Source organism: Micromonospora craterilacus, from assembly GCF_003236315.1.
Classification (GTDB): domain Bacteria; phylum Actinomycetota; class Actinomycetes; order Mycobacteriales; family Micromonosporaceae; genus Micromonospora; species Micromonospora craterilacus.
Map to the genome: position 1 here is coordinate 18,885 of NZ_POTY01000038.1, position 17,009 is coordinate 35,893.

The following is a 17,009-nucleotide window of genomic DNA, read 5'->3' on the forward strand; positions in this document are numbered from 1 at the left end:
GCCCGCTTGTGTTTCCTCACCCGAGAGCCTACGTCGAAACAGGCCCGCACCTTCCCTGGAGGTCCGTCGACTGGGATCGGAATGTGAGGGTTTATACAGCGTCTTGCGACGTTTCGCCCGGCACGCCGTAATCCAGATCACCGCCGGTCCGGCAGCCCTGGTCGGGAGCCCGACACACGGCGGTGGATCGGTGGGGGCGGTAGGCTGACCGACCGTGACCGGTTACCTGGGCTCGTACGCGACGCTCGGGCTGCTGCTGCTCGCCAGCGTCCTCTTCTTCGTCGTTGCCTTCTCGGCCAACCGGGTGCTGCGTCCGGCCCGCCCGGCCGACCCGCCCGGCAAGCGCGCCAACTACGAGTGCGGCATCGACCCGGTCGGGGGCGACTGGGCGCAGATGCAGATCCGCTACTACGTCTACGCCTATCTCTACGTGCTGTTCGCCGTCGAGGCGGTGTTCCTCTTCCCGTGGGCGGTGGTCTTCGACCGGCCCGGCTTCGGGCTGGTCACCGTGATTGAGATGGCGATCTTCGTGGCCGTCCTCGCCCTCGGGCTCCTCTACGCCTGGCGCCGCAACATCCTCCGCTGGACCTGATCCGGGCCGGCCCGGCGGGGTCAGGCGAGGCCGCGGCGGGTGACGGTGGGCGGGCGGTGGCCCTGGATCGAGGCGACCATGTCCAGCACCCGGCGGGTCTGGCGTACCTGATGCGCCCGGAAGACCCGGGCGCCCAGCCAGGCGGAGACCGCCGTTGCGGCCAGCGTGCCCTCCAGCCGCTCGGTGACCGGTAGATCCAGCGTCTCGCCGATGAAGTCCTTGTTCGACAGGGCGACCAGCAGCGGCCAGCCGGTGTCAGCCAGTTCCCCGAGCCGGCGGGTGATCTCCAACGAGTGGCGGGTGTTCTTGCCGAAGTCGTGCGCCGGGTCGATGAGGATCCCGTCGGCGCGTACGCCCAGCGACACCGCGCGTTCGGCCAGCCCGGTCACCGTCGTCAGCACGTCGGCCACCACGTCGTCGAAGGCGGCCCGGTGCGGCCGGGTCCGCGGGCTGAGCCCGCCGGCGTGGGAGCAGACCAGCCCGGCCCCGGTCTGCGCGGCGACCCGGGCCAACGCCGGATCGGCCCCCGACCAGGTGTCGTTGAGCAGGTCCGCGCCGGCCGCCACCGCCTCCACCGCGACCTCGGCGCGCCAGGTGTCGATCGAGATGACCAGCTCCGGAAAGGCGGCCCGGACTGCGGCGATGGTGCCGACCGTACGGCGGATCTCCTCGGCGGCGTCGACCTCCGCGCCCGGCCCGGCCTTCACCCCGCCGATGTCGACGATCTCCGCACCCTCGTCCACCGCGCGCTCCACCGCCCGCAGGGCGCTGTCGGCGGCGAACGTGGCGCCCCGGTCGAAGAACGAGTCCGGGGTGCGGTTGACGATCGCCATCACCACCAGGTCGTCGGGGCCGAACGTCCGTCCACCGAGCCGCAGCACCCCGGCCACGCCGCCTCCTTTGTCGCCCTGGGCCGCCGGGATCCCGCCGCCGGCCACCGGTGACGCTATCCCGTCGCAGGTCGCGGACCCCGTCCGGTACGCCGCGCCGGGTGGGGTCGCCCCGCCCGCGTCGGCGTGCCACGATCAGTGCATGGGTCAGCTTCTGCTCCTGCTGGTCGTGGCGGTCACCGTCGCGGCGGTGGTGTTCGGCGTGACGGTGCTGGTCACCGGCCGGGATCCCGGTCTGGTGCCGGCCGAGGCGGACGGGCGGGCGGTGCCGCTGCCCGGTGAACGGCCGCTCCGTGAGTCGGACGTGGGCGAGGTCCGCTTCGACACCGCGCTGCGCGGATACCGGATGGCCCAGGTCGACCAGGCGATGCGCCGGGCGGCGTACGACATCGGCTACAAGACGGAGCTGATCGGCGTGCTGGAGGCCGAGGTGGCCGCGCTGCGGGAGGGGCGGACGGTCGAGGCCGACGCCCTGCGGCAGGCCCGCGAGCAGTCCTCCGGCCCGGCCACCGCCGCAGCGGCCGGCGGCCCGCCCGCCGAGGACGCCAGCACGGCGGAAGCGGACGGCACGCCGGCCGAGGACGTCGGGACGGCGCACGGCGCTCCGGCCGAGGAGAACGGCCGGGCGCAGGCCGACCAGCCGTTGACCGCCGACGGGGAACGCGGGGCGGGGGAGTCGGTCGCCACCGGGGCACCGGAGGCCGAGCCGCACCATCCCGCGGTCCGTTCGGAGTCGGCGTGAGCGACCCGGGCGCCCCGGACGATCTTCGCGAGGCGGCCCAGCCCGGTGCCGGTGAGGTCACCGCTACCGTGATCGTCAACGCGCCTGCGGAGAAGGTCTTCGCCGCCCTGCTGGCCTGGGAGCGGCAGTCCGACTGGATCCCGTTCACCACCGTGCGGGTGGTCGAGGGCGACGGTGGCGAGGGCAGCCTGGTCGAGTCCGTCACCACGCTCGGCCCGGCCGTGCTGCGCGACAAGATGCGGGTGGTCCGGGTGGACGCGCCGTACGAGATCGGCGTGGTGCACTGCGGCACGCTGCTGCGCGGCCCGGGCGTGCTGCGCTGCACCCAGCTGGAGAGCGGCCGTAGCCAGGTGGTCTGGCACGAGTGGTTCCACCTGCCCGGCGGGGCGGCCGGCCGGGTGGCCTGGCCGGTGCTCTGGCCGGGCTCGAAGCTCAGCCTCACCCAGGCGTTGCGGCGGTTCGCCCGCCAGGTCGAGCAGGGCCGCCTGCCCTGACCAGCGGCGGGGGCTGTCGGAGGGCTCGCCTAGCCTGGACGGCGTGACTGAACTGGTGATCGGTGCCGACGGGCTGGCCCGCTGCGGCTGGGGGGCGAGCACCCCCGACTACGCGGTCTATCACGACACCGAGTGGGGTCGCCCGCTGCGCGGCGACGACGCCCTCTACGAGCGGATGACGCTGGAGGCGTTCCAGTCCGGGCTGTCCTGGCTGACCATCCTGCGCAAACGGCCGGCGTTCCGGCTGGCCTTCGACGACTTCCGGATCGCGACCGTGGCCGGCTACGGCGAGGCCGAGGTGGATCGGCTGCTCGCCGACGCGGGCATCGTCCGTAACCGCGCCAAGATCGAGGCGGCGATCGCGAACGCCCGCGCCGCGCTGGAGCTGCCGGCGGGGCTGTCGGAGCTGCTCTGGTCCTTCGCTCCGGCACCCGGCCGGGCCCGGCCGGCAACCTACGCGGCGGTGCCCGCGCTGACCGACGTCTCCACGGCGATGGCCAAGGCGCTCAAGAAGCATGGCTTCCGGTTCGTCGGCCCGACCACGGCATACGCGCTGATGCAGGCCACCGGGATGGTCGACGACCATGTCGTGGGCTGCCACGTCGTGACGTCCGAGGCGGGCGTGATGGGATGAGGACATGACGACCGACACCGCACACCGGGTGAACGGAGCGAGCTACGCGGACGGCGCGGGCACCTGGGCGGTGCTCCTGCCCGCCGGCCGGTACGACGCCGAGCGGCTCGTCCACCACGACACGCTGGAGTTGACCGGGCTGGACGATCTGGCCCTGCCCCGCCCGGGTGACCAGGTCGCGGTGTTGGCCGACGAGCCACCCCGGCTGGTGGCGGTGGGCCGGGTGGCCGCGCCGACGACCCGCCGCCCAGAGGATCCGGACGACCCGCAGTCCGACCGGGGTCCCGACGCGCTGGTGGTGGCGTACACCCGGCGGGCCTTCGACGAGCCGGTGCCGGCCGACGCGCTGGCCCTCGGCGGGCCGGTGACCGCGCTCGACCCAGCGGCGTTCCGTGAGCTGGTCGACCGGCTCGGCCCGCCGCCGCAACGCCGGTCCTGGCTGGTCAGCCTGGATCTGCCGATCGAGGCCGACTCGCCGGCGGAGGCGGTCCGGCTGTTCTGGGCGTACGTGCAGGAGCTGGGCCCGCGGGAGTTGCCCGCCTTCGTGTCGCCGTCCGGCGACGAGCTGGCCATGCAGGCTTTCGTGCTCGGTGCCGAGGCGAACCAGGATCCGGAGGAGGACGACTGACCCGCCGGCACCGCAGCGCCGTCCGCCACCGCGGCGGCGTCCTCCGCCGGCGGCTCAGCGGCCCTCGAAGACCGGCTTTTGCTTGTTGACGAAGGCCATGGTGGCCGCGTGGTGGTCGGTGGTGCGGCCGCAGATCGCCTGCGCCTGCGCCTCGGCGGCCAGCGCGTCGGCCAGGGTGCCGGCGTCGGCCACCGAGAGCTGACGCTTGATCGCGCCGTACGCCACGGTCGGGCCGGCGGCGAGCCGGGCGGCGAGTTCCTGGGCGGTCGGCAGCACGCTGTCGTCGTCGGCCACCATCCGGTTGAGCAGGCCCAGCCGGCTCGCCTCCTCGGCACGTACCGGCTCGGCCAGCATCAGCAGCTCGACGGCCTTGGCATGGCCGACCAGCCGGGGCAGCGTCCAGGACGCGCCGGTGTCGGCGGCGAGCCCGACCTTGGCGAACGCCATCAGAAAGCTGGTCGACGGCCCGCCGATGCGGATGTCGGCCAGGAACGCCAGTGAGGCACCCGCCCCGGCGGCCATCCCGCGCACTGCGGCCACCACCGGCTTGGGCAGGTTGGCCAGCCGGGCCGCGATCGGGTTGTAGTGCGCCGCAACGGTGTCCAGAGGCTTCCCGGTGCCCGACTGGAGGGTGGCCACGTGCTCGCGCAGATCCTGACCCGCACAGAACGACCCGCCGGCCCCGGCGAGTACCACCGCCCGGCAGGTGCGGTCGGCCTCCAGTTCGGCGAGGGTGTCCCGGAGCGCTTCCTTGAGCGCCACGTCGAGCGCGTTCATCGCCGCCGGGCGGTTCAGCGTGAGGGTGGCGACGGCGTCGGTGCGGTCGACGAGCAGCGGCTCGGTCACGTCTGGCGGCCCTTCTGTTGGACTATCCGGTTACCACCGTCGAGGCACTGCTCGACGTACCGGTCCGCGGCTGGCCGGAGCCGGGCCGCGTGCCGGTCGAAGAAGCCGGCCGCGGCGGTGCCGGGCCAGCGTTCGGGCAGCAGCGCCGGGGGCAGCTGCGGGTCCCGGAAGAGGAAGGTACGCCACGCGTGCACCAACCGGAATCGGGCCGCGTACGCCTCCTCGTCACCGCTGCGGGCGGTGACCCCGGTCAGCAGCGGACGCTGGTCGGCGACGAACTGCTCGTACGCCCGGCCGATCTCGGCCAGGTCCCAGGCCCGGCGGACCAGGCCCATCGCGCCCGGGGTGCCGGCGGCGTGCGCGGCGCTGAACCGCTCGAAGCGTACGCCCGCCTCACCGAGCAGCACGTCGACGTCCTCGGCGGGCCGGGTGGCCACCCAGGTCTGCTCGTCGAGCGTGCCGTAGCCGAGGAAGCGCAGGTTGGCGGCGAGCCGCTGGCGGTCCCGGCGGGCGCTCGGCGCGTCCAGCACCAGCAGGTCGAACCGTCCGTCCCAGCTGACCCGGCCGGTGCGGTAGATCCGGGAGGCGGCCTCGTCCAGCCGGCGGGCCGCCTTCGGTGTGATCGAATATCCCGGTCCGGAGGTCAGCTTCACCGGTTCGAGCCAGCCCTGGCGCACCATCCGGGAGACCGCCGTCCGCACGGCCGGCGGGGCGATCCCGAGGGGTGACAAGAGTCTGACCAGGGCGGCAACCGGTGCACGACCACCCCGGGGCCGGAGGTGGTCGCCGTACAGGTCGAAGAGCGCCGACCGTGCCTGCATGACCGCACATTGTGACAGGCCATCTCGGGATAAGCTAGATGCTGTTACATCAATGCTGCTTCGGTTTGGGTCCGGCGGTGTTCATCAGGGAAAATCGTTGGTCGACACTCCCGCGCAAGTTGCGGGTGGTCATGGCGAAGTGGCTGTGGGGCAACCCACCGACCCTGGTGTAGGTCTGAGGGGAGACAACATGGCGGCGATGAAGCCGCGGACGGGCGACGGTCCGCTGGAAGTCACCAAGGAGGGCCGGGGCATCGTCATGCGGGTCCCGCTGGAGGGCGGTGGCCGGCTCGTCGTCGAGATGACTCCCGACGAGGCGACGGCTCTCGGTGACGCGCTCAAGGCGGCCGCCGGCTGATCAAGGCCGGTTCGTCGGCGACGCTCGCCGCCGCGGAACGGTTCGTCCGGGGCGGGCCTCCAGCAGGCGCGCCCGTGCCCTGAGCCACCGGCTCCCGCCGGTGGCTCAGGGCCTTCACATCATCTTCCGGGGCCAAACGCCCCGAGCGCACCATTCGCGGGGGCGTCCGCCCCCGCGCTTCTCTCAGGAGGTACGGCTCCGCGTGCTCGCCATCCGTCTGACCGCCGAGCCGGACCGGCTCGACACCGTGGCCCTGCCCGTCCGACCCGGAGCTGCCGACGACGCGCCGGCGGCGCCGGTGCCGACCGCGGTGGCGTTGCCCGACGGGGTCGCCGAGGAGGCGGCCGCGCTGGCCCCGATGGCGCGGTTCGCCGGCCGGGCCGGCGAGGTCCGTGCCCAACTGCGACCGGGGCGCACCCCCGCCCGGCTGCTGCTGCTCGGCGTCGGCGAGGGCGACGAGGCGGCCTGGCGGACGGTCGGCGCGGCGGTGGTGCGGGCGGCCCGAGATGAGACGCACGTCACACTCGCGCTGCCGGCCGGGGTGTCACCGGAGGCGGTCCGGGGGCTGGTCGAGGGACTGCTGCTCGGCTCGTACCGGTTCCGGCTGGGCGCCGACGCCGACGCTCCCGCGCTGACCGGCGTCGACCTGGCGGTCACCGACCCGGAGGCGTACGAGCCGGCCGTGGAACTGGCGCGGACGACCGCCCGGATGACCCGGCTGGCCCGCGACCTCACCAACACCCCCTCCTCGGTCAAGAACCCGCAATGGTTCGCCGACCAGATCGCCGAGGCCGCCACCGACCTGCCCGGACTCCGGCTGCGGGTGCGCGAGCCGGAGCAACTGGCGGCCGAGGGATTCGGCGGGATCCTCGCCGTCGGCGGCGGCTCGGCCAGCGGCCCACGCCTGGTCGAGCTGGACTGGCAACCGGCCGACGCCCGCACCCACGTGGTGCTGGTCGGCAAGGGCATCACCTTCGACACCGGCGGCATCTCGATCAAGCCGGTGCCGGCGATGAAGCTGATGCGCAAGGACATGGCCGGGGCGGCGGCCGTCGTCGCGGCGACGCTCGGCGCGGCGGCGCTGCGGCTGCCGGTCCGGATCACCACGCTCGCCCCGCTGGCCGAGAACATGGTCAGCGGCGCCGCGTTCCGGCCGGGCGACATCGTCCGGCACTACGGCGGGCTGACCAGCGAGACGACCAACTCCGACGCCGAGGGGCGGCTGGTCCTCGCCGACGCGCTGGCGTACGCCGTGCAGGAACTCAAGCCGGACCTGCTGCTCGACCTGGCCACCCTGACCGGCGCGAACGCGGTCGCGCTCGGCACCCGCACCGGTGCCCTCTACAGCGACAACGACCAGCTCGCCGAGGACCTGCTGGCCGCCATCGACGCGGCCGGCGAGGCCGCCTGGCGGATGCCGCTGGCCGCCGACTACGTGGAGCACCTCGGCAGCGACCTGGCCGACCTGCACAGCGCCCCGACGCAGGGCGCCGGTTCCGTGCTGGCCGCGCTCTACCTGCGGGAGTTCACCGGCGACCTGCGGGAGCGCTGGCTGCACATCGACATGTCCGCGCCCTCCTGGTGCGAGCGCGACGACGCGGAGCTGACCCGGGGCGCGACCGGTTGGGGCGTACGCGGGCTGCTGCGCTGGCTGGCCACGCTGTCCTGACCTCGACCGGGACCGCCGGCCGGTGCCGGCGGAATCCGTCGGGCGACGCTCGGCCGGGCTGCGGCCGGATCAGCACCTGATCGCGGCGAGCAGCCCGTGCCCGACCGGCAGCACCGCCGGGATCCAGTGCTCCGACTCGCGGACGGCCTTCACCGTCTCGCGTACCGTCACGGTCTCCGCGTCGCGGGCCGCCGGGTCACCGATCCGGCCCCCGGCGAGCGCGCCGTTGAGCACCAGCACACCTCCCGGACGCAGCAGCCGCAGCGCGGCGTCCACGCAGGCGGTGAAGCCGGTCGCCTCGGCGTCGACGAAGACCAGGTCGTACGCGCCGTCCGCGAGCCGGGGGAGCACGTCCAGCGCCCGGCCGGTGATGATCCGCGTACGGCCCGCGACGAAGCCGGCCTCGGCGAAGATGCGCCGCGCGATCCGCTGGTGCTCCACCTCGACGTCGATGGTGGTGAGCACCCCGTCGGCGCGCATGCCACGCAGCAGCCACACGCCGCTGACCCCGGTGCCGGTGCCGATCTCGACCACCGCACGGGCGTTGCCGGCGGCGGCGAGCAGGCGCAACGCCGCGCCGGCACCCGGGGTGACCGCGTCGAGACCGACCTCGTGGGCGAGGCTGCGCGCGGTCCGCAGCACGAGATCCTCCGTGACGTACGACTCGGCGAAGTGCAGAGCCGGGTTCGTCGAACTGCCGGAACCGGCGACCGTGGCGATGGGACACCTCCGGGCGGCGAGCATGAAGCGCAGGGCGGGTGGGCACTGTGACTCTAGAGGCGGCCCGCCACGGGCGCAGCCGCGCGTCCACCCGCAGTGACAACCGCTGACCCCACGCGGCACATCCGTGCAATCCTGGAGGCGGTATCCGGTCGACCGCACCGGGGCGGCGCTTGATCGCGGATCGTGGATACCGGGGACGGACTGGGAGGCACCGAGTGACCGACGGCTGGGACTGGCGCCAGCCCGGCGCGGGCGGCGCACCGGCGGGACAGCCGGGGCCCGGACAGCCGCCGGCGACACCGGGGGAGGGCGGCCACGTGACCGCTTCGCCGTGGTGGTCCGACGCGCTCGCCGACCCGTGGCGGGATCCGAACGCTCCGACGGCGGTGGTGATACCGGCGGCGCCGGTTCCGGGCACCGAGCCGGAACCGGTCACCGATCCGGACGCACCCGGCCGGCCGAAGCTGCACCAGTTGATGCTCATCCCGCTGGTCGCCGCGCTGCTCGCCGGCACGCTCGGCGGCGCACTCGGGTACGCCTTCGCCGTCCGTGGCGGCGCGGCCGGGACGGTGCTCGGCGCCGCGCCGGGGTCGGCCCCCACGCTCGCGCAGCGCCCGCCGGAGTCGCTGGCCGGGGTCGCGGAGCGCGTTTTGCCCAGCGTGGTCACCGTCCGGGTGGCCGGGGTGGGCGGCACCAGCGAGGGTTCCGGCTTCATCGCCAGCGCCGACGGGCATGTGATCACGAACGACCACGTGGTAGCCGGCGGCACCGGCAAGGCGTCGGTGATCTTCAACGACGGGAGTTCGGCCTCGGCCACGCTGGTCGGCCAGGACCCGGAGTCCGACATCGCTGTGATCAAAGTCTCCCGCACCGGCCTGCGTCCGGTCGAGTTCGGCGACTCCGACGCGCTGGCCGTGGGCGACCCGGTGCTGGCCATCGGTTCGCCGCTGTCGCTGGCGAACACCGTCACCGCAGGCATCGTCAGCGCCCTGGACCGGACGATGCATGCGGGCGAACCGGGCGGACCGATCCGCTACTACGCGGCGATCCAGACCGACGCCGCGGTCAACCACGGCAACTCAGGCGGGCCACTGGTCGACGCGGCGGGGCGGGTGATCGGCGTCAACTCCACGATCAAGTCGCTGGTCGCGGACGGCCAGGAGGCCGGCAACATCGGCCTCGCCTTCGCTATCCCGATCAACCAGGCCAAGCGGATCACCCAGGACATCATCGGCACCGGCAAGGCCCGCCGGACGGTGATCGGTGCCCAGGTGGGCGGACCCGGCTCGGGTAGCGGCGGCTCCGGGGTGCGCCTCGCGGCGGTCGAGCCGGCCGGCCCGGCCGCCGGCGCGGGGCTCAAGGCCGGTGACGTGATCCTGAAGCTCAACGGTCGCCCGATGACCGAGCCGACCGACCTGATCGCCCTGGTCCGCAAGTACGCGCCCGGCTCGGTGGTGACCGTCGAGTACCGCCGGGGATCCGACCGGCAGAACGCCTCGGTGACCCTCGCCGCGGATGCGAAGTGACCTCTCACCTCTTCTGGCGAGGCCCCTGACGTGCGTACTCTGGCTGCGGTAGCCAGGAGGAGGCCTAGGTGTTCGAGAACCTGAACATGTGGGAGGTCGGCGCGCTGCTGCTGTTGGCGCTGCTGATCTTCGGCGACCGGCTGCCCGTGGTGATCAGTGACGGGCTGCGGATGGTGCGCAACCTGCGCAACATGGCCCGCAACGCCACCACCGACCTGAGCAAGGAGCTGGGCACCGACATCCAGCTGGAGGATCTGCACCCCAAGGCGTTCATCCGCAAGCACCTGCTCAGCGAGGAGGACGAGCAGGCGATCCGGAAGCCGTTGCAGGGCGTCTACGACAACCTGCGCGCGGACGTCAGCAACGTGCAGAACGATCTCAAGGAGGTGGCCACGGCGGCGGATCCCCGCACGCCCCGCTCCTCCTCGACCGGCGGTGGCACCGCCACCCCGGCACCGGCTCCCCGCGCCGCCAACTACGATGAGATCACCTGAGGCAGTTCAGGGCCTCGGCCCGACACCTCGGTGACACCGGCCCTAGCGGCCGGACGGCTTGAGGCCCAACGGCTTGCCGAGCAGCGACTCACGGCGCAGCGCGAGCCGGTCGGCGACCTGGCCCAGGGCCTTCGCCGCCGGCGAGTCCGGCGCGGCGAGCACGATCGGGTTCCCCTCGTCGCCCGCCTCGCGGACCCGGGTGTCGAGCGGCACCTGACCCAGCAGCGGCACCTGTGCGCCGATGGTCTGCGTCAGCGAGTCGGCGACGGTCTGGCCACCGCCGGCCCCGAAGATCTCCATCCGGGAACCGTCCGGCAGCTCCAGCCAGGACATGTTCTCGATCACGCCGACCACCCGCTGGTGGGTCTGCAGGGCGATCGCGCCGGCCCGCTCGGCCACCTCGGCGGCGGCGGCCTGGGGCGTGGTGACCACCAGGATCTCGGCGTTGGGCAGCAGCTGGGCCAGGGAGATGGCCACGTCGCCGGTGCCCGGCGGCAGGTCGAGCAGGAGGACGTCGAGGTCGCCCCAGTAGACGTCGGCGAGGAACTGCTGCAATGCGCGGTGCAGCATCGGGCCGCGCCAGACCACGGCGGCGTTGCCGGCGGTGAACATGCCGATCGAGATGACCTTCACGCCGTGCGCCTGCGGCGGCATGATCATGTCTTCGACCCGGGTGGGACGACCGTCCGCGCCGAGCATCCGGGGCACCGAGTGTCCGTAGATGTCCGCGTCCACCACGCCGACGGAGAGGCCCCGGGCGGCCAGCGCCGCAGCCAGGTTCACCGTCACGCTGGACTTGCCCACCCCGCCCTTGCCGCTGGCCACCGCGTACACCCGGGTGCGGGAGCCGGGCTGGGCGAACGGGATGACCGGCTCCGCGGTCGCGCCGCCACCGCGCAGCTTGGCCTGGAGTCCCTGGCGCTGCTCGGTGCTCATCACGCCGAACTCGATCTCCACGCCGGTGACCCCGCGCACCGCGCCCACGGCGGCGGTGATGTCCGACCGCAGCTTGTCCTTCAGCGGGCAGCCGGCCACGGTGAGCAGCAGTTCGACCCGGACCACACCGTCCTCGCCGACCTCGGCGGAGCGCACCATGCCGAGTTCGGTGATCGGCCGGCGGATCTCCGGGTCGTTGACGGTGGCCAGGGCGGCCTGGACTGCGTCGTTGACGGTGCTGACGGGAGCTGACATGCCCGCAATGCTACGTCGGTCGCGATCCGCCACCTGCGCCAGCGGCAATGGTTGTGAGCGAGTCGATCAGCTCTCCGGCTGACGGCGGCACCAGCGTGGCGGCGTCCCTCACCGGGTGCGATCGCCGTCCACCTCGTCGCGGGGTTCGTCGAGCGCGGGACCGTCGGTCGTGCCGGGGGCGGCTCCCTCCCGTTGCCGGCGCTCCAGCCGCTGCCGCCGTTGGGCCGCCTCGTCCAGCTCCTCGGCCAGCCGGGACAGCTCCGAGCGGACGAAGTCCCGGGTCGCCACCTCGCCGAGCGCGATCCGCAGCGCCGCGATCTCCCGGGCCAGGTACTCCGTCTCGGCCTTCTGCATGGTCGCCCGCCGCCGGTCCTCCTCAAGGGCCACCCGATCCCGGTCCGACTGGCGGTTCTGTGCCAGCAGGATCAGTGGTGCCGCGTACGACGCCTGGATGGACAGGATCAGGGTGAGGAAGGTGAAGGTGTACGGGTCGAAGCGCAGGCTCGCCGGCACCAGGGTGTTCCAGACGAACCAGAGCGCCAGGACCAGGGTCATGTAGACGATGAAGAGCGCCGTGCCCATGCCGCGCGCGATTCCCTCGGCCCACCGGCCGAAGGTCTCCTGGTCGACCCGGGGGAGCCGCACCCCACGCGGCTCCCGCGGCAGGTCCAGCCGCTCGCCCCGTCGCTGCTCAGTCATGCGTACTCTCCGTCGCCGCGTCGGGGGCCGGCGTGCTCGCCACCGAGCCCGGGGCGGGGCTCGTCACCGCGTCGCGGTCCCGCCAGTCCCGGGGCAGCGAATGGTCCAGCACGTCGTCGACGGTGACCGCGCCCACCAGCCGGTTGTTCCGGTCGATCACCGGCATGGCCACCAGATCGTAGGTCGCCATCCGGCGGGTGATCTCCGGCAGTGGGGTGGTCGGGCGCAGCGGGTCGATGTCGTTGACCACCACCCCACCGAGCAGGTCGGCCGGGGGCTCGCGGAGCAGCCGCTGGAAGTGCACCATGCCGAGGTAGCGGCCGGTGGGAGTGGTCATCGGCGCGCGGGTCACGAACACCTGCGCGGCCACCGCCGGGGAGAGCTGCTCCTCGCGGATCCGCGCCAGCGCCTCCGCCACGGTGGCGTCCGGCGGCAGGATGACCGGTTCGGAGGTCATCACGCTGCCGGCGGTGCCCGGCGTGTACTTCAGCAGTTGCCGCACCGAGTCGGCCTCGTCCGGTTCCATCAGGTCGAGCAGTACGTCCTGTTCCGGCGGGGACAGCTCGCCGAGCAGGTCGGCGGCGTCGTCCGGGTCCATCTCCTCCAGGATGTCGGCGGCCCGCTCGCGGCCCAGCGCGGCGAGGATCTCGACCTGGTCGTGCTCGGGCAGTTCGCTGAGCACGTCGGCGAGCCGCTCGTCGTCCAGGGCCGCGGCGACCTCGATGCGCCGGGCGTCGGGAAGATCCTGCAAGGCGTTGGCCAGGTCGGCCGGGCGCATGTCCTCCAGTACGGCCAGCAGGTTGGCGGTGCCACGGGCGTCGGCGACGCCACTGAGCCCGCGTACCTTGTCCCACTCGACCTGGTGCAGGTTGCCGCGGCGGGCGAGCCGGCCGGTCTGTTCGCGTACCGCGACCCGGGTGAGCGACCACTCGCCGCCCCGGCTGCACTCCATCGCCACGTCCACCACCGTCGCCGCCCGGCCGTCCGGTTCGACCTGCACCCGGCGGTCCAGCAGCTCCTGGAGCACCAGCAGCTCGTTCGGGCGCTTCTCGAACCGGCGCAGGTTCAGCGTGCCGCTGCCCAGCACGATCGCGTCGGCGTCGATCGAGGTGATCCGGTTGATGGAGAGGAAGATCCGCCGGCGCATCGGCATCTCGGCGACCAGGCCCACCACCTCAGGCGGCCGTTGGGTCGGCCGCACTCGGGCCACGGCGTCGCGTACCCGGCCCACCTGGTCGCCGTTGGGGTCGAAGACGGCGACTCCGGCGAGGCGGGCGATGTACACCCGGGTCGGCGTGCTCACGGGCATCAGCCTAGGGCGTCCGGCGAACTCCCGGCCGGGCTGTGACTTCGGCACCCGCCCTGAGGGCCTACTGTTTATCAACATGTCGACCTTGGCTTACGAGATCGTGGACGTCTTCACCGACCGTCCGTACGCGGGGAACCCGCTCGCGGTGGTGTTCGGCGCCGAAGGGCTGGCCACGGAGCAGATGCAGGCGCTGGCCCGGGAGTTCAACCTCTCGGAGACGATTTTCGTGCTGCCCGCGACCCAGGTCGGCGCCACCTACCGGGCCCGGATCTTCACCCCGGTCGAGGAGTTGCCGTTCGCCGGCCATCCCAGCGTCGGCGCGGCGGTGACCGCCAGCCGGCGGGGCCTGTTCGCTGCGGGGCAGGTCACCCAGGAGTGTGGGGCCGGGGTGCTGCCGATCGAGGTGACCGAGGGCGGGGCCACGCTCACCGGTGGCACCCCCACGCTCGGTCCCGAACTCGACCTGGAGCCATTGCTGGAGATGGTCGGACTGACCGCCGAGGACCATGTGGGGCCGCCGCCCCGGGTGGCCGGCTGTGGCCTGGAGTTCCCGTTCCTGCCGGTGCGCCCGGACGCCCTGGCGAGGGCTCAGGTGGACTCGGTGGCGGCCCGGCGGTACGGGATCGAGCATGTCAGCGTCTTCTCCTGGAACGCCGCCACGCAAACCGCGCACGCCCGGGTCTTCGTCCCCGGCCTCGGCGTACCCGAGGACCCGGCGACCGGATCCGCCGCGCTCGGGCTCGGGGTGTGGCTGGTCGCCAGCGGCCTGCTGCCGGGTGAGGGACGATCGTCGTACACCGTCAAGCAGGGTGCCGAGATCGGCCGGCCGTCATCGCTGGCCTGCACGGTGACCGCGTCCGGTGGTACGCCGGTGGGCGCCAGCGTCGCCGGTCAGGTGATGCCGGTGGCGCGGGGAGAGATTCTGGTCCCGCCGTTCGTCGGCTGACCGACTGATCGGCCGGCGCGCGACCGGGCCGGGTACGAGAGGATGCGGTGGTGACCGACGCAGCGGAGCACAGCACCCCACTGGTCGACGAGGCGATGAAGAAGGCCTCGGTGGCCTGGGTCGCGGTGGCCGGTGGCCCGTCGCTCGCCCTGTGGTGCGTGCCACTGGAAGGTGCCCTGTTCGTGGTCAGCGGCCCCGGGGAGCAGGCCGCGCCGGGCCTGGCCGAGGCCGACGAGGCGCAGGTGACGCTCCGCGGTGACCACGGTGGCCGGATCGTCACCTGGCCGGCGCGGGTGACCCGGGTGGCCCCGGGCACCGACGAGTGGGACACGCTGGCCCCGCTGGTCGGGGCCAAGCGGCTGAACGCACCGGGCCCCACCGCCGACCTGGTGGCCCGCTGGGCCGCCGACGGGTGCGCGCTGGTCCGGCTGGCCGCTGGCGGCGAGCCGGTGCAGGGCGGGGACCTGCCCGCCGACTCGCTCGCGGAGCCGCCCCGGCCGGCGCCGGTGATCCGGGTGACCCGCAAGCCGTTCCGGCTGCACCGCGTCCGGCGCCGCTGACGCCCGCCGCTGCGGGTACCCGCCTCACCACCGCGCGCCAACCGGGTCGGTCGCTGTCTCGACCACGTCGAGCACCTCACCGAGCGTGCTCAACCTCCGGCCGGCCCACCCGGTGTCGACGTTGAAGACCAGGTGGTCGGCGAGGTCGGGCGCGGCCAGCCGGACGGCGCTCATCCCGGCGCGCTGCGCACCGGTCAGCTCCTGGCTGCCGCCGTCGCCGACGTAGAGGCAGTCCTGCGGGTGCAGGCCCAACCGTGCGCAGGCGGCCAGGTACAGCGCGGTGTCCGGCTTGCAGCAGCCCAACTGGATGGAGAAGATCCGGACGTCGAGCAGTGGGGCCACGGCCAGCTCCGGCAGGAACACCGGCAGCTCGTGCGTGCAGTCGCTGATCACGCCGGTCCGCAGGCCGCGCTTCCGCAGCGCCCGCAGGGTCGGCACCGCGTCGTCCCGCAGCCGGGTGTCCGCCCGTACGGCCCGGTGCCGGGCGGCCACCGCCGCGCGCAGGGCGTCCTCCGACGGACGTACGCCCGCCTGCTCGCACACCCACCGCAGGCTGGCCTCGGCGCTGCCGTAGCGCCCGCTGGCGCGCTCGTAGAAGCTGCGGTCGAGCACCTCGATGAAGGTGTCCGGCGGGCAGCCGAGCAGCTCGGCGGTAGTGCGGTGACCGGCGCCACGCTGCACCGGACGGGTCAGCGTGCCGAAGAAGTCGAACAGCACCGCCTGGAACCTGGGCATGGGAATGCGCCTCCGGCGCGAGGTGAGGGGTCCCGACGGGACGTGCGTGATCGTAACCGAACGCTGACGGTAGGTGGTGGCCGGTGGCGTGTGAGGATTGCATCTCGTGCCACCTGAAGCCCACCGCCCGCCGCCGGATCTGTTGACCACCGGCGCACTGGCCCTCGCCGTCGTCGCCGTGTCCTCGTCCGCGCCGCTGATCGCGTTCGCCGCCGCGCCTGCCCTGGCCATCGCGTTCTGGCGCAACCTGCTCTCGGTGGCCGTGCTGAGCCCGTTCGCGCTGACCCGGCGGCGGGCCGAGTTCCGATCGCTGACCACCGGCACCGGGCGGCGGGACGGCGTGTTCTGTGTACTGTCCGGGGTGGCCCTGGCAGCGCACTTCGCCACCTGGATGCCGAGCGCGAAGCTCACCTCGGTGGCCGCCGCGACGGCGCTGGTCGCCACCCAGCCGGTCTGGCAGGGACTGATCGCCCGGGCCCAGGGTCGCCGGCTGCCGCTGGGCATGTGGGCCGGCATCGGCCTCGCGGTCGTCGGTGCGGTGCTGGCGACCGGCGCCGACTTCAAACTGTCCGGTGAAGCCTTCGTCGGCGACCTGCTGGCGGTGGCCGGGGGCATGTTCGCGGCGGTCTACACCGCGCTGGGCGAGCGGGCCCGGGCCACGGTCAGCACCGCCACCTACACCACGATCTGCTACGGCGTGTGCGCGCTGATCCTGCTGGTGGTCTGCCTGGTCGGCCAGGTGCCGCTGGGCGGCTTCGACACCGGGACCTGGCTGGCCGTACTGGCCCTGGTGGGCGGCGCCCAGCTGCTCGGCCACTCGATGTTCAACTACGCGCTGCGGCGGATCTCGGCCACCACGATCAGCGTGCTGATCCTGCTCGAGGCCCCCGGGGCGGCTCTGCTCGGCTGGGCGTGGCTGGGTCAGCTGCCCGACCCGGTGACCGTGCCCGGCCTGGCCCTGCTGCTGGCCGGCGTCGCCGTGGTGGTGCTGTCCAGCGCCCGGTCGGCCCGCCGTACCTCGCGGGTCACCACCGCCGTGCCCGCCGACACCGCCCCGCTGCGCGACTGAGGGTCCCCCGTGGTCGTCATGGGCCGGCCCGTGCCGTGGCCGGACCCGAGCGGCGGACACCGACCCACCCTCCGCGCCTCCCC

The 17,009-nt window shown here is 73.5% G+C and carries 20 protein-coding genes; 12 read left to right on the forward strand and 8 right to left on the reverse strand.

Annotation, left to right across the window (positions count from 1 at the left end; translation table 11 throughout):
* Positions 1-214 precede the first annotated feature (214 nt).
* Complete coding sequence (gene ndhC, locus C1I95_RS08960; protein ID WP_111213325.1) at positions 215-592, forward strand: NADH-quinone oxidoreductase subunit A; 378 nt, start codon at positions 215-217, stop codon at positions 590-592.
* A 20-nt stretch (positions 593-612) separates the two neighbouring features.
* Here ndhC and folP read toward each other — a convergent pair whose 3' ends face one another.
* Positions 613-1,482 (reverse strand): dihydropteroate synthase, encoded by an 870-nt coding sequence (gene folP, locus C1I95_RS08970; protein WP_111213340.1) that lies wholly within the window; start codon positions 1,480-1,482, stop codon positions 613-615.
* A gap of 142 nt (positions 1,483-1,624) precedes the next feature.
* On the opposite strand from folP, the gene C1I95_RS36260 reads away from it, so the two are divergent.
* Genes C1I95_RS36260 through C1I95_RS08990 form a run of 4 tightly spaced genes read left to right on the forward strand, consistent with a single transcriptional unit; the run spans position 1,625 to position 3,980 of the window.
* Positions 1,625-2,224 carry a DivIVA domain-containing protein gene (locus tag C1I95_RS36260; RefSeq protein ID WP_233513437.1) on the forward strand — a complete coding sequence of 200 codons (600 nt, stop codon included), beginning with the start codon at positions 1,625-1,627 and terminating at the stop codon, positions 2,222-2,224.
* A complete protein-coding gene (locus tag C1I95_RS08980; protein WP_111213326.1) occupies positions 2,221-2,718 on the forward strand; it encodes an SRPBCC family protein in 498 nt (165 codons plus the stop codon). The genes C1I95_RS36260 and C1I95_RS08980 overlap by 4 nt, the downstream gene beginning before the upstream one ends.
* Positions 2,719-2,761: 43 nt before the next feature.
* The gene (locus C1I95_RS08985) at positions 2,762-3,352 is read left to right on the forward strand and encodes a DNA-3-methyladenine glycosylase I (RefSeq protein ID WP_111213327.1); all 591 of its coding nucleotides are present in this window, start codon (positions 2,762-2,764) and stop codon (positions 3,350-3,352) included.
* Positions 3,353-3,356: 4 nt separating this feature from the next.
* Positions 3,357-3,980, forward strand: a complete 624-nt coding sequence (locus tag C1I95_RS08990) for a hypothetical protein (protein ID WP_111213328.1) — start codon at positions 3,357-3,359, stop codon at positions 3,978-3,980.
* Positions 3,981-4,034: 54 nt separating this feature from the next.
* Here the strand turns inward: C1I95_RS08990 and C1I95_RS08995 are convergent, their stop codons facing one another.
* Both C1I95_RS08995 and C1I95_RS09000 read right to left on the reverse strand, forming a co-directional pair.
* Entirely contained in the window at positions 4,035-4,826 is a 792-nt protein-coding gene (locus tag C1I95_RS08995) for an enoyl-CoA hydratase-related protein (protein ID WP_111213329.1), read from the reverse strand.
* Positions 4,823-5,647: a PaaX family transcriptional regulator gene (locus tag C1I95_RS09000; protein WP_111213330.1), complete on the reverse strand. Its 825-nt coding sequence runs from the start codon at positions 5,645-5,647 to the stop codon at positions 4,823-4,825. The genes C1I95_RS08995 and C1I95_RS09000 overlap by 4 nt, the downstream gene beginning before the upstream one ends.
* Positions 5,648-5,837: 190 nt before the next feature.
* Here C1I95_RS09000 and C1I95_RS09005 point away from each other — a divergent pair, with 190 nt between their 5' ends.
* Together C1I95_RS09005 and C1I95_RS09010 are read left to right on the forward strand one after the other, a co-directional pair.
* Positions 5,838-6,005 (forward strand): DUF3117 domain-containing protein, encoded by a 168-nt coding sequence (locus C1I95_RS09005; RefSeq protein WP_013283866.1) that lies wholly within the window; start codon positions 5,838-5,840, stop codon positions 6,003-6,005.
* Positions 6,006-6,207: 202 nt separating this feature from the next.
* On the forward strand, positions 6,208-7,674 hold the full coding sequence (locus tag C1I95_RS09010; protein WP_111213331.1) for a leucyl aminopeptidase family protein: 1,467 nt from the start codon (positions 6,208-6,210) through the stop codon (positions 7,672-7,674).
* A gap of 69 nt (positions 7,675-7,743) precedes the next feature.
* Here C1I95_RS09010 and C1I95_RS09015 read toward each other — a convergent pair whose 3' ends face one another.
* Positions 7,744-8,418, reverse strand: a complete 675-nt coding sequence (locus tag C1I95_RS09015; RefSeq protein ID WP_438941298.1) for an O-methyltransferase — start codon at positions 8,416-8,418, stop codon at positions 7,744-7,746.
* 194 nt (positions 8,419-8,612) lie between these two features.
* Here C1I95_RS09015 and C1I95_RS09020 point away from each other — a divergent pair, with 194 nt between their 5' ends.
* Both C1I95_RS09020 and C1I95_RS09025 read left to right on the forward strand, forming a co-directional pair.
* Positions 8,613-9,923, forward strand: coding sequence for a S1C family serine protease (locus C1I95_RS09020; RefSeq protein WP_111213332.1), 1,311 nt, complete (start codon positions 8,613-8,615; stop codon positions 9,921-9,923).
* Between the two features lie 68 nt (positions 9,924-9,991).
* A complete protein-coding gene (locus tag C1I95_RS09025; protein WP_111213333.1) occupies positions 9,992-10,417 on the forward strand; it encodes a twin-arginine translocase TatA/TatE family subunit in 426 nt (141 codons plus the stop codon).
* A 42-nt stretch (positions 10,418-10,459) separates the two neighbouring features.
* On the opposite strand, the gene C1I95_RS09030 is transcribed toward C1I95_RS09025, so the two are convergent.
* The 3 genes from C1I95_RS09030 to C1I95_RS09040 form a co-directional block, all read right to left on the reverse strand.
* Positions 10,460-11,608 carry an Mrp/NBP35 family ATP-binding protein gene (locus C1I95_RS09030; protein ID WP_111213334.1) on the reverse strand — a complete coding sequence of 383 codons (1,149 nt, stop codon included), beginning with the start codon at positions 11,606-11,608 and terminating at the stop codon, positions 10,460-10,462.
* A 108-nt stretch (positions 11,609-11,716) separates the two neighbouring features.
* Positions 11,717-12,307, reverse strand: coding sequence for a DUF1003 domain-containing protein (locus C1I95_RS09035; protein ID WP_111213335.1), 591 nt, complete (start codon positions 12,305-12,307; stop codon positions 11,717-11,719).
* A complete protein-coding gene (locus tag C1I95_RS09040; protein ID WP_111213343.1) occupies positions 12,300-13,610 on the reverse strand; it encodes a magnesium transporter MgtE N-terminal domain-containing protein in 1,311 nt (436 codons plus the stop codon). Before C1I95_RS09040 ends, C1I95_RS09035 begins: the two co-directional genes overlap by 8 nt.
* 82 nt (positions 13,611-13,692) lie before the next feature.
* Between C1I95_RS09040 and C1I95_RS09045 the strand changes: the two genes are divergently transcribed.
* A complete protein-coding gene (locus tag C1I95_RS09045; protein ID WP_111213336.1) occupies positions 13,693-14,562 on the forward strand; it encodes a PhzF family phenazine biosynthesis protein in 870 nt (289 codons plus the stop codon).
* 50 nt (positions 14,563-14,612) lie between these two features.
* Positions 14,613-15,122: a hypothetical protein gene (locus C1I95_RS09050; protein ID WP_111213344.1), complete on the forward strand. Its 510-nt coding sequence runs from the start codon at positions 14,613-14,615 to the stop codon at positions 15,120-15,122.
* A 24-nt stretch (positions 15,123-15,146) separates the two neighbouring features.
* On the opposite strand, the gene C1I95_RS09055 is transcribed toward C1I95_RS09050, so the two are convergent.
* Positions 15,147-15,857: an HAD family hydrolase gene (locus tag C1I95_RS09055; RefSeq protein ID WP_111213337.1), complete on the reverse strand. Its 711-nt coding sequence runs from the start codon at positions 15,855-15,857 to the stop codon at positions 15,147-15,149.
* A 106-nt stretch (positions 15,858-15,963) separates the two neighbouring features.
* Between C1I95_RS09055 and C1I95_RS09060 the strand changes: the two genes are divergently transcribed.
* Entirely contained in the window at positions 15,964-16,926 is a 963-nt protein-coding gene (locus C1I95_RS09060; RefSeq protein WP_111213338.1) for a DMT family transporter, read from the forward strand.
* Positions 16,927-17,009: the final 83 nt, after the last annotated feature.

What these genes read in the sequence shown, in the direction of transcription:
- C1I95_RS09045 (WP_111213336.1), top strand. Translation starts at nt 13,693, where the DNA reads ATGTCGACCTTGGCTTACGAGATCGTGGACGTCTTCACCGACCGTCCG.
- C1I95_RS09015 (WP_438941298.1), bottom strand. Translation starts at nt 8,418, where the DNA reads ATGCTCGCCGCCCGGAGGTGTCCCATCGCCACGGTCGCCGGTTCCGGC.
- C1I95_RS36260 (WP_233513437.1), top strand. Translation starts at nt 1,625, where the DNA reads ATGGGTCAGCTTCTGCTCCTGCTGGTCGTGGCGGTCACCGTCGCGGCG.
- C1I95_RS08990 (WP_111213328.1), top strand. Translation starts at nt 3,357, where the DNA reads ATGACGACCGACACCGCACACCGGGTGAACGGAGCGAGCTACGCGGAC.
- C1I95_RS09055 (WP_111213337.1), bottom strand. Translation starts at nt 15,857, where the DNA reads ATGCCCAGGTTCCAGGCGGTGCTGTTCGACTTCTTCGGCACGCTGACC.
- C1I95_RS09000 (WP_111213330.1), bottom strand. Translation starts at nt 5,647, where the DNA reads ATGCAGGCACGGTCGGCGCTCTTCGACCTGTACGGCGACCACCTCCGG.
- C1I95_RS09030 (WP_111213334.1), bottom strand. Translation starts at nt 11,608, where the DNA reads ATGTCAGCTCCCGTCAGCACCGTCAACGACGCAGTCCAGGCCGCCCTG.
- C1I95_RS09035 (WP_111213335.1), bottom strand. Translation starts at nt 12,307, where the DNA reads ATGACTGAGCAGCGACGGGGCGAGCGGCTGGACCTGCCGCGGGAGCCG.
- C1I95_RS09005 (WP_013283866.1), top strand. Translation starts at nt 5,838, where the DNA reads ATGGCGGCGATGAAGCCGCGGACGGGCGACGGTCCGCTGGAAGTCACC.